Origin of the sequence: Synechococcus sp. O70.1, assembly GCF_047462215.1 — a bacterium.
Classification (GTDB): Bacteria; Cyanobacteriota; Cyanobacteriia; order Thermostichales; family Thermostichaceae; genus Thermostichus.
In genome coordinates this window covers 1-12,837 of sequence record NZ_JANSIT010000005.1, presented here as the reverse complement: position 1 = coordinate 12,837, position 12,837 = coordinate 1, and the positions used below count along the sequence as shown (strand labels likewise).

Sequence of the window (12,837 nt, the reverse complement as noted above, 5' to 3'; positions counted from 1 at the left end):
GCCCTGCTCTGCTCCTTTGCCCAACCAGCATAGCCAACCCACCGAGAAAGCCCAAACAATTTTTGACAGCTTGTCCCGGTGACCGTAGAATGGATATTCGCTGGTTTTGGCAGGATAGCCATGAAGGTGCGGCCCTCCGTCCGACGAATCTGCGAAAAGTGCCGAGTCATTCGCCGCCGTGGCCGGGTGATGGTCATTTGTCCTGCCAACCCAAAGCACAAACAGCGGCAAGGGTAAAAGTAGGGGACGGAGGAGTGAGGCAGCGCTGGAAACAAGGGGCAGTTGGTGCAGCCTAAGCCATGCCTTTGGCAAGGCACTTCCCGACTGCAACAACTCAACTTTAGGAAGCCAGTTTACTTGAGTTTGTTGGAAAGGTACCCCTAACCATGGCACGAATTGCGGGCGTTGACATCCCCCGAGACAAGCGAATTGAGATTGCCCTCACCTACATCTACGGCATTGGGCTAACTCGCTCCCGCCAAATTCTGGCCAAGACGGGCATCAACCCCGATACCCGCACCCGCGACCTCACCGACGCGGAGATAGCCGCCCTAAGGGCTGTGGTGGAAAACGAGTACCAGGTGGAGGGGGATCTGCGCCGTCAGGAGGCGATGAACATCAAGCGCCTCATTGACATCGGCACCTACCGAGGTCGGCGTCACCGCCTGCGGTTGCCTGTGCGCGGCCAGCGCACCCGCACCAACGCCCGCACCCGCAAAGGAGTTAGGAAAACGGTAGCTGGCAAGAAGAAACCGCCAGCCAAGAAGTAAGTCCTGTTCCCCCCAATCTCCGTACACCTTACTTTAAGTCAACAAGGACGCAGAGGTCATGGCTCAGCAGCAACGGCGCGGACGCAAGGTCAAGAAAAATATCCCCAACGGCGTGGCCTACATCCAGTCCACCTTTAACAACACCATCGTCACCATTACCGATCCCAACGGCAACGTCGTGTGTTGGGCTTCGGCAGGTTCTACTGGATTCAAAGGTGCCAAGAAGGGTACTCCCTTTGCCGCCCAGGTGGCAGCAGAGAGCGCAGCGCGGCAAGCCATGGAGAACGGCATGCGGCAGATTGAGGTCATGGTCAGCGGTCCCGGAGCCGGTCGAGAGACAGCCATTCGAGCTCTCCAGGCGGCAGGCCTAGAAATCACCCTCATTCGTGACATCACTCCCATTCCCCACAACGGCTGCCGGCCTCCCAAGCGGCGGCGCGTCTAGGATCCCGACTTTTAGGGAAGCCAAGAGCTTGTTTTTAGAATCCTAGCCCCCAGCACCAGAGGGGGACTACCTTCTCCAACGCATAGCCAGCCAGACAGACAGGGCTACGCCATGATGCCAACCAGCCGAACCCTCCACCATTCAACCAGCAAAGCAGCGGCCAGTGCTGCTCCCTATCAAACTGAGTGCCTCGAATCCCATCAGGAAGCCAATGGTGTTTACTACGGCAAATTTGCCCTAGGGCCGCTGGAGCGCGGTCAGGGGATCACGGTAGGCAACGCCTTGCGCCGGGTGCTGCTTTCCAACCTCGAAGGCACGGCAGTGACGGCTGTACGCATTGCCGGGGTAAGCCACGAGTTTTCCACCGTGCCCGGGGTGCGGGAAGACGTGATGGAGATCCTGCTCAACATGAAGGAGCTGGTTCTGCGCTCCAGCTCTCCTGAGCCGCAGGTGGGCCGCCTAGTAGCGCAGGGGCCGGGGGAAGTGACCGCTGAAAAGCTGCAGCTGCCCAGCGGCGTAGAGGTGATCAACCCCCGTCACCACATTGCCACGCTGGCGGAGGGAGCCATCCTGGAGATGGAGTTCATGATTGGCCGTGGACGGGGCTATCGCGCCGTCGATTACGCCGACAGCAAATCCATGGCCATTGACTTTCTCCAAATTGACTCCGTCTTCATGCCGGTGCGCAAGGTCAACTACACCGTCGAGCCAGCCCGGGTGGGGCAGTCTTTGGAAAAAGATCGCCTAGTTCTGGAGATCTGGACCAATGGCAGCCTTACTCCCCAGGAAGCGCTTAGCCAAGCAGCTCGCATTTTGGTAGGTCTGTTCTCGCCGCTGCAGGAGGTTAGCTTTGACACCCCAGCAGCCCCCCAGCCAGCGGAGGACACCCAGAAAAACCAAATCCCCATCGAGGAGCTGCAGCTTTCGGTGCGGGCCTACAACTGCCTCAAGCGGGCCCAGATCCACACTCTGGCGGATCTGCTGCTCCATACCGAGGAAGATTTGCTGGAGATCAAAAACTTTGGCCAGAAATCCGCCGAAGAGGTGGTGCAAGCTTTGAAAAACCGCTTTGGCCTGACGCTGCCCCGCGAAAGGAGCAGGACCTAGCCTGCCCAGGGTGGGGCTCGAAACCCCAAGCTGCCTGAAACTCGAGGACAAAAAGCAGAGGCTACCATGCGCCACCGCCGTCGTACTCCTCATCTCAACAAGCCTGCTGACCAACGCAAGGCTCTGCTGCGGGCCCTGACCACGGCCTTGCTACGGGAAGGGCGAATTGTTACCACCAAAGCCCGCGCCAAAGCTGTTCGGGCCACAGCCGAGAAGATGATTACCCTAGCCAAGGACGGCTCCCTGGCAGCGCGGCGGCAGGCCCTGGCCTACATCTACGACAAGGATCTGGTGCGCTCCTTGTTTGAGCAGGCGCCCGAGCGCTATCGAGATCGAGCGGGAGGCTACACCCGCATCTTGCGCACCGTGCGCCGGCGGGGCGATGGGGCAGAAATGGCCGTCATCGAGTTGGTGTAGGCTTCATGCAAAGCCGTCGCATTGCCCTAAAGATTCAGTACCTGGGCAGGGACTTTCGCGGCTGGCAACGGCAAGCGGGCCACCGCACCGTACAAGGGGTACTAGAGGAGGCCATTGCCTCGCGGGCCGGGCACCCCGTTACCCTCTACGGAGCAGGGCGCACCGACGCCGGGGTACATGCGGCTGGCCAAGTAGCTCACTTCGACACCACCTGCGGCATTCCGCCCACGGAGTGGGCACGGGTGCTCAACGACTGCCTACCGGAAGATATAGTGGTACTGGCTTCAGCGCCTGTGTCCGAGGACTGGCATGCCCGCTTTTCCGCCAGGTGGCGCCGCTACCGCTACCTCATTCTCAATCGCGAGCGCCCAGATGTGTTCTGGCGGCCCTTTAGCTGGCAAGTGCGCTGGCCTTTGCAGGTGGAGCCAATGGCCGAGGCGCTACGCTCCCTTTTGGGGGAGCACAACCTGGAAGCCTTCCGCCGGCGGGGATCCGATCGACCGCACTCGTGGGTGCGGGTGGAGGAGGTGCTCTGCCAACGAGTAGGGGATCTCATCAGCATCGAAGTGCAGGCCAGCGGCTTCCTCTACCGGATGATGCGGCTGCTGGTGGGGTCTCTCGAGGTGGTGGGCCGGGGCGAGCTCAGCCCCCAGCAATTTGTCCACCTCTGGCAACACAACGACTGGAGCCAGATGCGCACCCGCTACAGCGCCCCTCCACAGGGCCTGTGCCTGTTGGATGTGGGCTATGCTAGGGATCCCTTTGGCCAACGCTTTCCTCCCTCCTTGCCCTTCTGGGGATCCCTTTCTTGGCCGGCAGGTGTTCTTTCTCTTGTCCCTTCTCTCTCCTAGCTGCCATGAACAAGACTCCCCTTCCTACCCCTTCCACCTTGGCCCCGCGCTGGTACGTGATCGATGCGGCTGGCCAGCGCCTTGGCCGCCTAGCGGTAGTGGTGGCCAACCTCTTGCGCGGCAAGCACAAGCCCAACTTCACCCCCCACCTGGATACGGGGGACTACGTGATCGTCATCAACGCTGAGAAAGTGGTGGTTACCGGCAAAAAGCGCACCCAAAAGCTCTACCGCCGCCACTCGGGCCGTCCTGGCGGGATGAAGGTGGAGACCTTTGCCCAACTGCAAGCCCGCCTGCCAGAGCGGGTGATCGAGAAAGCGGTGAAGGGGATGTTGCCCCACACCCGCCTAGGGCGGCGGCAATTTACCAAGCTGAAAGTGTACGCCGGCCCCCACCACCCCCACCAGGCCCAGCAGCCACAGGTCTATCCCATCCACACGATCCCAGGAGCCCAAGCATGACTCAGACAGCCAGCAACCCGCGAGCCGTCTACTGGGGAACTGGGCGCCGCAAAACTGCCATTGCTCGCGTGCGCCTGGTTCCTGGCACGGGCAAGATCATCATCAACGACCGGCCTGGCGAGGAGTACCTGCAGTACCAGGCGGCGTTCCTGGCCAGCGTCAAGGCGCCGCTGGAGCTCCTTGGCCTAGAGGACTCCTACGACATCTTGGCGCGAGCCCATGGGGGCGGCCTCCACGGCCAGGCCGATGCCATCAAGCTGGGGGTAGCCCGCGCCCTCTGCCAGCTGGATCCCTCCAACCGCGGCCCCCTCAAGGCCGAGGGCTACCTCACCCGCGATCCCCGCGCTGTGGAGCGCAAGAAGTACGGCTTGCGCAAAGCCCGCAAAGCTCCTCAGTACTCGAAGCGGTAAGGGCCGGCATTGCGGCGGTAGGTATTGGGTTGATAGACATTTGTTACAGGCTTATATCCACCCAGGGAGGAGGCTCTCATGCCCAAGAAAGGCATTCACCCCCAGTGGTACCCCGAGGCCAAAGTCATCTGCAACGGCGAGGTGGTCATGACGGTGGGATCCACCAAGCCAGAGCTCAGGGTTGAAGTCTGGTCTGGCAACCACCCCTTCTTCACCGGCACCCAAAAGATCATCGACACCGAAGGGCGAGTGGAGAAGTTCATGCGCAAGTACGGCATGAGCAGTGGCAAGAAAGCCCAGTAGAGCTTTCCCTTGCCTTGCTCAGGACGGCTTGGGTTTCTTGCTGACTTAGACCTATGGCTTCTGCTCAACTCATCGAGCAGCTCAAAAACGTCGAAGCTACCTTCCAGGAGCTGACGGTGCGCCTGGCGGATCCCGAGGTGGCGACAGACCCTGCGGAGCTGCAGCGAATCGCCAAGGCCCGCTCCTCCCTGGAAGCAACGGTGCAGGCCTTCCATGACTGGCAAAAGCTAACTCGCGACCTCAAGCAGACGGAGGAGCTTTTGCGCGAGGCGGCCTCTGACCCGGAGCTGGAGGCAATGGTAAGGGCAGAGCTGGAGCAGCTGCGCGCCCGTCAGGAGCAACTGGAGGAAAAGCTTACCCTGCTGCTGCTGCCCCGGGATCCCAACGACGAAAAGAACATCATGTTGGAGATCCGCGCCGGCACTGGGGGAGAGGAAGCAGCCCTGTGGGCAGCTGATCTAGCCCGCATGTACACCCGCTATGCCGAGAAGATGGGCTGGTCAGTGCGCTTGGTCAGCCTCTCCGAGGGCGACATGGGCGGCTATAAAGAGGCCATCCTGGAAATCCGTGGCGATCAAGTCTATAGCAAGCTCAAGTTCGAGGCCGGTGTGCACCGGGTCCAGCGGGTACCCATCACGGAAGCCCAGGGGCGCATCCACACTTCGACGGCCACGGTAGCGGTAATGCCAGAAGCGGACGAGGTGGAGGTGGTCATCGATCCCAAAGATATCGAGATTAGAACAGCGCGTTCCGGCGGGGCAGGGGGACAAAACGTGAACAAGGTAGAAACAGCGGTGGATCTTGTCCACAAGCCCACTGGGATCCGCGTCTTCTGCACCGAGGAGCGCTCCCAGCTGCAAAACCGGCAGCGGGCCATGCAGATTTTGCGGGCCAAGCTCTACGAGATGAAGCTGCGCGAGCAGCAGGCCTCCATTAGCTCCGCCCGCCGCATGCAGGTAGGAACAGGAGCCCGTTCAGAAAAAATTCGCACCTACAACTACAAGGACAATCGGGTTACCGACCACCGCCTCAACCAAAATTTCCCGCTCGAGCCAATTTTGGAAGGGGAGCTGGACGAGTTAATCCAAGCTTGTATTGGCCTATACCAAAAGGAGCTGTTGGCGGAGCTCTCTTGAGGAGGGCTGGGTTCTTTCTGGCGGTAGAATGAATACCTGCGTCAGTGACCCAAGGAATCCTCATGCTGGCTGAGTACCGCCAACACGCTGCCGCCCGTGCGGCGCAAGGGATCCCGCCACTGCCCTTGAATGCGGCCCAGACCAGCCAGGTGTGCGAGCTGCTTAAGGATCCCCCGCCTGGAGAGGAGGCTTTTCTGTTGCACCTCCTCACGGAGCGCGTCCCGCCGGGGGTGGACGAGGCAGCCTATGTGAAGGCCGGCTTTTTGGCCGCTGTGGCCAAGGAGGAGGTGCGCTCCCCCCTCATTCCTCCCTTGCGGGCAGTGGAGCTCCTGGGCACGATGTTGGGGGGCTACAACGTCCAGGTACTGCTGGAGCTGCTGCAGGATAGGCGGCAGGAGATCGCGGCGGCGGCGGCCCGCGCCCTCAGCCACACGCTGCTGGTCTTCGATGCCTTTCACGACGTACTGGAGCTGAGCCAGGCCGGCAACGTCTATGCGCGGCAGGTGCTGGAATCCTGGGCCGCTGGGGAGTGGTTTACTGCCAAGCCGCCTCTAGCTGAGGCCATCACCGTCACGGTGTTCAAGGTTGCCGGCGAAATCAACACCGACGACCTCTCCCCTGCCGCCCACGCCACCACCCGCCCAGACATCCCCCTTCACGCCCAGAGCATGTTGGAGTCGCGGGCACCGGGGGCCATAGCTGCCATTGCTGAGCTCAAGCGCCGCGGCCATCCGGTGGCCTTTGTGGGGGATGTGGTGGGCACGGGATCCTCCCGCAAGTCCGCCCTCAATTCCCTCCTTTGGCACATTGGCCACGACATTCCCTATGTGCCCAACAAGCGGGCCGGGGGCGTTATCCTGGGGGGCACGATTGCACCGATTTTCTTCAACACCGCCGAGGATGCGGGCGCTCTGCCCATCCAGTGCGATGTCTCCCCATTGGAGACGGGCATGGTGGTCACGATCTATCCCTACGAGGGCGTGATCCGCTCCCAGACGGGCGAAATTCTCGCCAGCTTTTCCCTGCAGCCTGTAACCTTGCCGGACGAGGTGCGGGCCGGGGGCCGCATCCCCCTTTTGATTGGCCGGGCCCTCACCGACAAAACCCGCCAGGCCCTGGGGCTGGATCCTTCTCCTCTCTTTATCCGCCCCACCCCGCCCCCCGACACGGGCAAAGGCTATACCCTGGCCCAGAAAATCGTGGGCAAAGCCTGTGGGCTACCAGGGGTGCGCCCTGGCACGAGTTGCGAGCCACTGATGACCACCGTGGGATCCCAGGACACCACTGGCCCCATGACCCGCGACGAGCTCAAGGAGCTGGCCTGTCTGGGCTTTAGCGCCGACCTGGTGCTGCAGAGCTTCTGCCACACCGCCGCCTATCCCAAGCCGGTGGACATCCAAATCCACAAAGAGCTGCCCGACTTCTTTGCCTCGCGGGGAGGGGTTGTCCTGCGGCCGGGCGATGGCATCATCCACTCCTGGCTCAACCGCATGCTCCTGCCCGATACCGTCGGCACGGGGGGCGACTCCCACACCCGCTTTCCTCTGGGCATCTCCTTCCCGGCTGGATCGGGTCTGGTGGCCTTTGCCGCGGCCATGGGGGTGATGCCCCTCAACATGCCGGAGTCGGTGCTGGTGCGCTTTAAGGGGGAATTGCAGCCTGGGATTACTCTGCGGGACCTTGTTCACGCCATTCCCTACGTGGCCATCCAGCGGGGGCTGCTTACCGTCGAGAAGCAGGGCAAGAAAAACGTCTTTGCTGGGCGAATTATGGAAATCGAGGGCCTGCCCAATCTGAAGGTGGAGCAAGCCTTCGAGTTTACCGACGCCTCGGCAGAACGCAACTGCGCTGCCTGCACCATTAAGCTAAGCGTTGAGAGCGTTGCCGAGTACCTGCGCTCCAACGTGGTGCTGCTGAAAAACATGATTGCCCGCGGCTATCAGGACGCCCGCACCCTGCTGCGGCGCATTGCCAAGATGGAAGCCTGGCTGGCCAATCCCACCCTGCTGGAAGCGGATCCCGACGCCGAATACGCCGCCGTCATCGAGATTGATCTCAACACCATCACCGAGCCAATTGTCTGCGCCCCCAACGATCCCGATAAAGTAATGACCCTGAGCGAAGTCCACGCCCAGCACGCGGCCGGCAACCCCGATACGCCCATCCACATTGACGAGGTGTTCATTGGCTCCTGCATGACCAACATTGGCCACTACCGCGCCGCTGCCAAGATCTTGGAAGGCCAGGGGCGGGTTAAGGTGCGCCAACTGTGGATCTGTCCCCCCACGCGCATGGACGAGGCGCAACTGCGCGCTGAAGGGGTGTACAGCATCTTTGCCGCTGCTGGAGCGAGAACAGAGATGCCTGGCTGCAGCCTGTGCATGGGCAACCAGGCTCGCGTGGCCGATGGAGCCACCGTCATGTCCACCTCCACCCGCAACTTTGACAACCGCATGGGCAAAGGCGCACGGGTCTACCTGGGATCCGCCGAGCTGGCTGCTGTCTGCGCCCTCTTGGGGCGGATCCCAACGGTGGAGGAATACCGGCAGATCGTTGCCACCAAGATCCAGCCCTTTGCCGGCGAAGTGTACCGCTACCTCAACTTCCACGAGATCCCTGGCTTTGAGGACGAGGGACGGGTCATCCCCAGAGAGCAAATGCCCAAGCTGGAAGAGGCGGTGGGGATCCAGTCTTGAGCAGAGGGGCAAAGGCATTGAGCCTGCTACCATGGCAGGATGGTGGCGCTTACCTGGGAGCAAGCCCAATGGCCGCTCTGAAAGAGTTATACAACCCCGAGCAAAGCAGACCTTTACTCGGCGTTGACGCTTTCTTCCTGCTTCAACGACCCATAGCTAGTAGTAGGCTTTGCGCCTACCACCCCGCCATAGGGATCTCCACAGGCGTCACTTCCCCGCGAGCTGCAGGTAGCCAGATACCACCTGACCAGGTTGAGGGCGGAGTTCAGGTCGCGGTCTAGCTCGAGGCCGCACCTTTCACACCGAAACACCCGCTGGCAAAGTGGCATCTTCTGTTGGTGACCACATCGAGAGCACAGTTGGCTGGACGGGTAAAACCTATCCGCTGCAACCAACTGACAGCCATAGAGCTGGGCCTTGTACTCTAGCTGTCGCCTGAACTCATAAAGCCCACACTCGGCAATACTGCTTGCTAAGCTGCGGTTTTTAAGCAGGTTCTGCACCTGCAAGTCCTCAATCACCACCACCCGGTACTTCTTGGCGAGATAGCTGGTCAACTTGTGCAAGTTGTCCAGGCGGATATCCGCTACCCGCTTGTGGGCCCTAGCAAGCTGCATTACCGCCTTCTTGCGGTTGGCAGAGCCCTTCTGTTTACGGCTCACCCGCCGTTGCAGCCTCACCAAGCGCTTCTGGGCTTTGCGGTAAGGCTTGGGGTTGTCGAACATTTCCCCGCTGGAGCAGGTGGCCAGACGGTTCACACCCAAGTCCACTCCCACCACATCCCCAGTTTGCTCCACCTGCAGAAGTGGGGCCTCATACTTGAAGGAGATGTACCACCGCCCAGCCCGCTGGCTAATCACGACGTTCTTAGGTGTGGCAGTGGGGAGCAGCTCTGCACAGCGCAACCAGCCGAAGATAGGTACCTTAATGCGGTTGCCGGAAACGCGGATGTTACCCTCGAGGTAGAAGCTGTCCCGTACTCCCTTGCGCTTGAAGCGGGGAAAACTACCCTGCCCACTCCGCCAGCGCTTAAGGGCTTGCTCCAAGTTGCGGAGGGCTTGTTGTGGGGCGCACTTGGAGACTTGGTAGTACCAAGGGTTGGCTTTCTTGACCTCGGCTACCAAGCGCTTATGCAAATCAATGGCCGTGGGCAGTTTCTGCTTGGCTTCAATGGCCTGCTTGCAGATAGCCAAGCCCCAGTTGTAGGCGTGGCGGGCTATACCGGCATGCTGGGCTGCCAGTGTCCGCTGTTTGTTGTTGAGAACTAATTGGGTTTTAAAGCCCAGCAACATGGGGCCAGTAGCGTTGGGTAACTTCCTTAGGCTATTGTGAGCTTTAGGGCCTGCCGTTGTCTACCCTTGCTGGTGACGGTGGTAACGGGATCCCTCTATCAAATGGCCCGCCTCACCGGAAACTTCGACTACTCCTGGCTCATCCAAATCCACAAAGGGCAGTGGGGCCCCCTCGATCTGCAGGGGGTTTACCCGTTCTTAAACGGACTGGGTCTGTTGGTTATGGTAGCTACTGGCCTGAGCCTGTGGTTGCAAACAAGCTCCCACCGCCCCTATCGGCGTTCAGAGCCCTAAGGGCTTTTGCTTGCTTTTCGTAGGGGAAATGCCCCAACAGATTTCTAGAAAACTCTACACCTTGATTGGGCCAGACGGCTTAGGCTGATGTACGGAGGCTATGCTAAAGCCTCCGAGGCAAAGCTTAAAGAAAATCAACAGGAGGTGGGTGGATATGGCCCTTGTTCGCTGGGATCCCTTTCGGGAAATTGACGAAATTCAACGGGAAATGAACCGGATGTTTGACCGGCTGATGGCTCGTCCTACGGAGACCGAGGCGGTTGCCTTCGTGCCGGCAGTGGAAATGCACGAGGATCCGGAGACCATTACCCTGAGGCTGGAGCTGCCCGGCCTGAACCCCCAAGATCTGGATATCCAAGCGACAGCGGAGGCAGTCTCCATCAGCGGCGAGCGGCGCTTTGAGAAACGCTCCGAGGACAGAGGCGTAACCCGCAGCGAGTTCCGCTACGGGCGCTTCCAACGGGTGATCCCGCTGCCCAGCCGGATCAAGCAAGACCAGGTGAAAGCCGAATACAAAGATGGGATCCTCACCCTCACCTTGCCGAAGGCGGACTCTGAAAAAGCCCAAGTGGTCAAGGTGAGTGTTGTCTCCTAAGGCGGGGAGCTAAGGCTGCCCTAAGGTTATCCGCTAAAGGCAGGTGGTATGCCTGCCCTTTTTTGCGTTGAACAAAGATTCCCCAGCGACTGCCTAGCAGAAGCAAGCTATAGCCGTAGGGGAGTAGGTCAACGCAGCGGAGAATTCAGGAGGATGACCAGGCGTTCTTCCAAAAACTTCAGGTTGGCCAACACTTGACTAAACGCTTCTTCCTGGGTCCAGTCCATGATCTCCATGGTTTTGTGAACCAGCGATTGCACCGGCACCGGCAAAGGGCCGAAGACATCCACCAGCCAGCGCACCGAGAAAGGATCGATGGTAATGTTCCCCTCAGCTCCCGGCCAGCCGTTGATGTTGACAGGGCCGTTGTCGCGAATGGCGTTGAGAAAAGCCTGCTTGGCATCCAACCTCACCAAAAGGGGGTGGGCTTGTACGGTGCCGTTCCACCATTCGTCGCTTGTAAACGGCTCGGGCTTGGGAATGCCGGGATGCCCGCACCAAAAATCAATCAAGCGGGTCATGTTGGGGAAAATCAGCTCGATGAAGTGAAGTTTTTGCTCCTCGCTTAACTTATTGAGTTGCCGCATCGAGTAGGGCACTGGCTTAGTCAAGACCCTCTCCAGCTTCCACTGCTGCCAATTCACCATGCTGATAAACTCAAGACCGGCCTGCCTCAACATCTCAAACACTTGGGGCACCGTAAAGCCCTTGTCGCTGCGCAGCAGGAAATTGGCCAGGATACCCGCTGTGGTTTTGATGGCCTCTCCTTGCCAGTGGCTTTTGACAAAGCTGGCGTCGGTGAGCGCTTCCATCACCTCCCGCAGCAGGGGCACCGCTTTGGCTGCCGGCTCATCCATCACCCCCAGCAGCTCCATGGCCTCCTGCATGTTGAAGATAAACTGACGCTGGTAAAGGCTGTGAACATTGGTGCGGATGATCCCATCGGGCTTGAGCACCTGCCGCATGCCTTTCAAACCGGCAACTGGGTCGTCCAGGAGGTAGAGAACGTCGTTGCAGGCAATAAAATCAAACTCCTCCCCCAGCGCGCTCATGTCGGTAATGTCCATAACGTAAAAGCGGGCGTTCTCGATCTTGTGGAACTTGAAACGCTGCTCCGCTATCTTGATAGACTCTGGGGAAATATCTACTCCCACATAGCGGGCGCCGGGGTTGGCTGTTGCCACAACTAAGGTTTCCCAACCGGAGCCGCAGCCGGCATTGAGGATCACCTTGCCTTCCGGGGATACCACCTTGCGATCCCTTAGGTACCTGGCCGTCGTGATGCTGTTGGCAAACAAAGCAAAGTTGTCGGTAACCGTCTGCTCAATTGGCACATTTGGGTAGGGAAACTCGTCAAACTGCGCCTGGACGGGGTTAGACACAGCGGTCTTTGCCATGGTGATCTCCCTGCTTTTAGGTATCCCAACACTCTTAGCACGTACCCTATCGTACTGCACAGCAAGCAAAAGACTGAGGCAAATCCAGAAAAGCCTGAGGATGGTATAGTGGTGGGGTGTTTCGTAACTAGCCAGGAAGGCGGAAGAGGGATCCTTCGATGAGCCCCCGCAAGCGGCTGTTTTGGTTAATGGCAACTTTTCTCCTTGGAATTCTGGCTGCTTGTGGGCTAGCTAGCGGGCCCAGCCTCCTCAGTCGCCCAGAGACTTCATCGCCCGCCCCAGAAGGAGGCGTTGCTGCCTACTACGACGGCAACCCGCAATCGGTAACCATCCGCGATGCCGCCATTGCCTTTGCCATAGCCAGCGGGATCACCCAGCCCAGCCAGATTGTCAGCTTTGTCAACAACGTCTTGAGGCTACAGCCCCCCCTCACCCTAGCTGAGGTGACCACCGCCAACCCCAACCCTGTGGCCATTTCTGACTTTGATGGAGACGGCACGCCAGGCACCGTGCGGGATGCGGCTATTTTGTTTGCCGTTGCCACCTTGCAGAGCCGCGACGCCAACCGCATCAACACCTTTGTCAACACCGTTTTGCGGCTGCAACCTCCCCTCAACCTGACGCCTGAACAGGCAGCCAGACTGCCAGGGCCAGGATTTGTTC

The 12,837-nt window shown here is 59.9% G+C and carries 15 protein-coding genes and 1 pseudogene; 14 read left to right on the top strand and 2 right to left on the bottom strand.

All coding sequences use genetic code 11. The annotated features are described in order from the left end of the window. Nucleotides 1–120: 120 nt before the first annotated feature. From rpmJ to acnB, 11 genes are all read left to right on the top strand, one after another. A complete protein-coding gene (rpmJ, locus tag NW833_RS04100) occupies nucleotides 121–237 on the top strand; it encodes a 50S ribosomal protein L36 (RefSeq protein ID WP_414395865.1) in 117 nt (38 codons plus the stop codon). 149 nt (nucleotides 238–386) lie between these two features. Beyond that, on the top strand, nucleotides 387–770 hold the full coding sequence (rpsM, locus tag NW833_RS04095) for a 30S ribosomal protein S13 (RefSeq protein WP_414395867.1): 384 nt from the start codon (nucleotides 387–389) through the stop codon (nucleotides 768–770). Nucleotides 771–828: 58 nt separating this feature from the next. Continuing rightward, nucleotides 829–1,215 (top strand): 30S ribosomal protein S11, encoded by a 387-nt coding sequence (rpsK, locus tag NW833_RS04090; RefSeq protein ID WP_414395869.1) that lies wholly within the window; start codon nucleotides 829–831, stop codon nucleotides 1,213–1,215. A gap of 114 nt (nucleotides 1,216–1,329) precedes the next feature. After that, nucleotides 1,330–2,322, top strand: coding sequence for a DNA-directed RNA polymerase subunit alpha (locus tag NW833_RS04085; RefSeq protein WP_414395924.1), 993 nt, complete (start codon nucleotides 1,330–1,332; stop codon nucleotides 2,320–2,322). A gap of 66 nt (nucleotides 2,323–2,388) precedes the next feature. Continuing rightward, nucleotides 2,389–2,739 (top strand): 50S ribosomal protein L17, encoded by a 351-nt coding sequence (gene rplQ, locus NW833_RS04080; protein ID WP_414395870.1) that lies wholly within the window; start codon nucleotides 2,389–2,391, stop codon nucleotides 2,737–2,739. A 5-nt stretch (nucleotides 2,740–2,744) separates the two neighbouring features. Continuing rightward, nucleotides 2,745–3,590 (top strand): tRNA pseudouridine(38-40) synthase TruA, encoded by an 846-nt coding sequence (gene truA, locus NW833_RS04075; protein WP_414411635.1) that lies wholly within the window; start codon nucleotides 2,745–2,747, stop codon nucleotides 3,588–3,590. Between the two features lie 5 nt (nucleotides 3,591–3,595). Next, entirely contained in the window at nucleotides 3,596–4,051 is a 456-nt protein-coding gene (rplM, locus tag NW833_RS04070; protein ID WP_414410439.1) for a 50S ribosomal protein L13, read from the top strand. After that, the gene (gene rpsI, locus NW833_RS04065) at nucleotides 4,048–4,461 is read left to right on the top strand and encodes a 30S ribosomal protein S9 (protein WP_414411634.1); all 414 of its coding nucleotides are present in this window, start codon (nucleotides 4,048–4,050) and stop codon (nucleotides 4,459–4,461) included. Before rplM ends, rpsI begins: the two co-directional genes overlap by 4 nt. Nucleotides 4,462–4,539: 78 nt before the next feature. Then, on the top strand, nucleotides 4,540–4,764 hold the full coding sequence (rpmE, locus tag NW833_RS04060) for a 50S ribosomal protein L31 (RefSeq protein ID WP_414395874.1): 225 nt from the start codon (nucleotides 4,540–4,542) through the stop codon (nucleotides 4,762–4,764). Nucleotides 4,765–4,817: 53 nt separating this feature from the next. Then, the gene (prfA, locus tag NW833_RS04055; protein WP_414411633.1) at nucleotides 4,818–5,900 is read left to right on the top strand and encodes a peptide chain release factor 1; all 1,083 of its coding nucleotides are present in this window, start codon (nucleotides 4,818–4,820) and stop codon (nucleotides 5,898–5,900) included. A gap of 62 nt (nucleotides 5,901–5,962) precedes the next feature. Then, nucleotides 5,963–8,596 carry a bifunctional aconitate hydratase 2/2-methylisocitrate dehydratase gene (gene acnB / locus NW833_RS04050; protein ID WP_414411632.1) on the top strand — a complete coding sequence of 878 codons (2,634 nt, stop codon included), beginning with the start codon at nucleotides 5,963–5,965 and terminating at the stop codon, nucleotides 8,594–8,596. A 113-nt stretch (nucleotides 8,597–8,709) separates the two neighbouring features. On the opposite strand, the gene NW833_RS04045 is transcribed toward acnB, so the two are convergent. Further along, nucleotides 8,710–9,888: an RNA-guided endonuclease InsQ/TnpB family protein gene (locus tag NW833_RS04045; protein ID WP_414411631.1), complete on the bottom strand. Its 1,179-nt coding sequence runs from the start codon at nucleotides 9,886–9,888 to the stop codon at nucleotides 8,710–8,712. 36 nt (nucleotides 9,889–9,924) lie between these two features. On the opposite strand from NW833_RS04045, the gene NW833_RS04040 reads away from it, so the two are divergent. Both NW833_RS04040 and NW833_RS04035 read left to right on the top strand, forming a co-directional pair. Continuing rightward, on the top strand, nucleotides 9,925–10,182 hold the full coding sequence (locus tag NW833_RS04040; RefSeq protein WP_414411630.1) for a PepSY domain-containing protein: 258 nt from the start codon (nucleotides 9,925–9,927) through the stop codon (nucleotides 10,180–10,182). A gap of 154 nt (nucleotides 10,183–10,336) precedes the next feature. Beyond that, nucleotides 10,337–10,777, top strand: coding sequence for an Hsp20/alpha crystallin family protein (locus NW833_RS04035; RefSeq protein ID WP_414411629.1), 441 nt, complete (start codon nucleotides 10,337–10,339; stop codon nucleotides 10,775–10,777). A 128-nt stretch (nucleotides 10,778–10,905) separates the two neighbouring features. Here the strand turns inward: NW833_RS04035 and NW833_RS04030 are convergent, their stop codons facing one another. Then, nucleotides 10,906–12,174: a class I SAM-dependent methyltransferase gene (locus NW833_RS04030; RefSeq protein WP_414411628.1), complete on the bottom strand. Its 1,269-nt coding sequence runs from the start codon at nucleotides 12,172–12,174 to the stop codon at nucleotides 10,906–10,908. A 158-nt stretch (nucleotides 12,175–12,332) separates the two neighbouring features. Here NW833_RS04030 and NW833_RS04025 point away from each other — a divergent pair. Then, nucleotides 12,333–12,837: pseudogene (locus tag NW833_RS04025) on the top strand (peptidase M8); the annotation flags it as partial.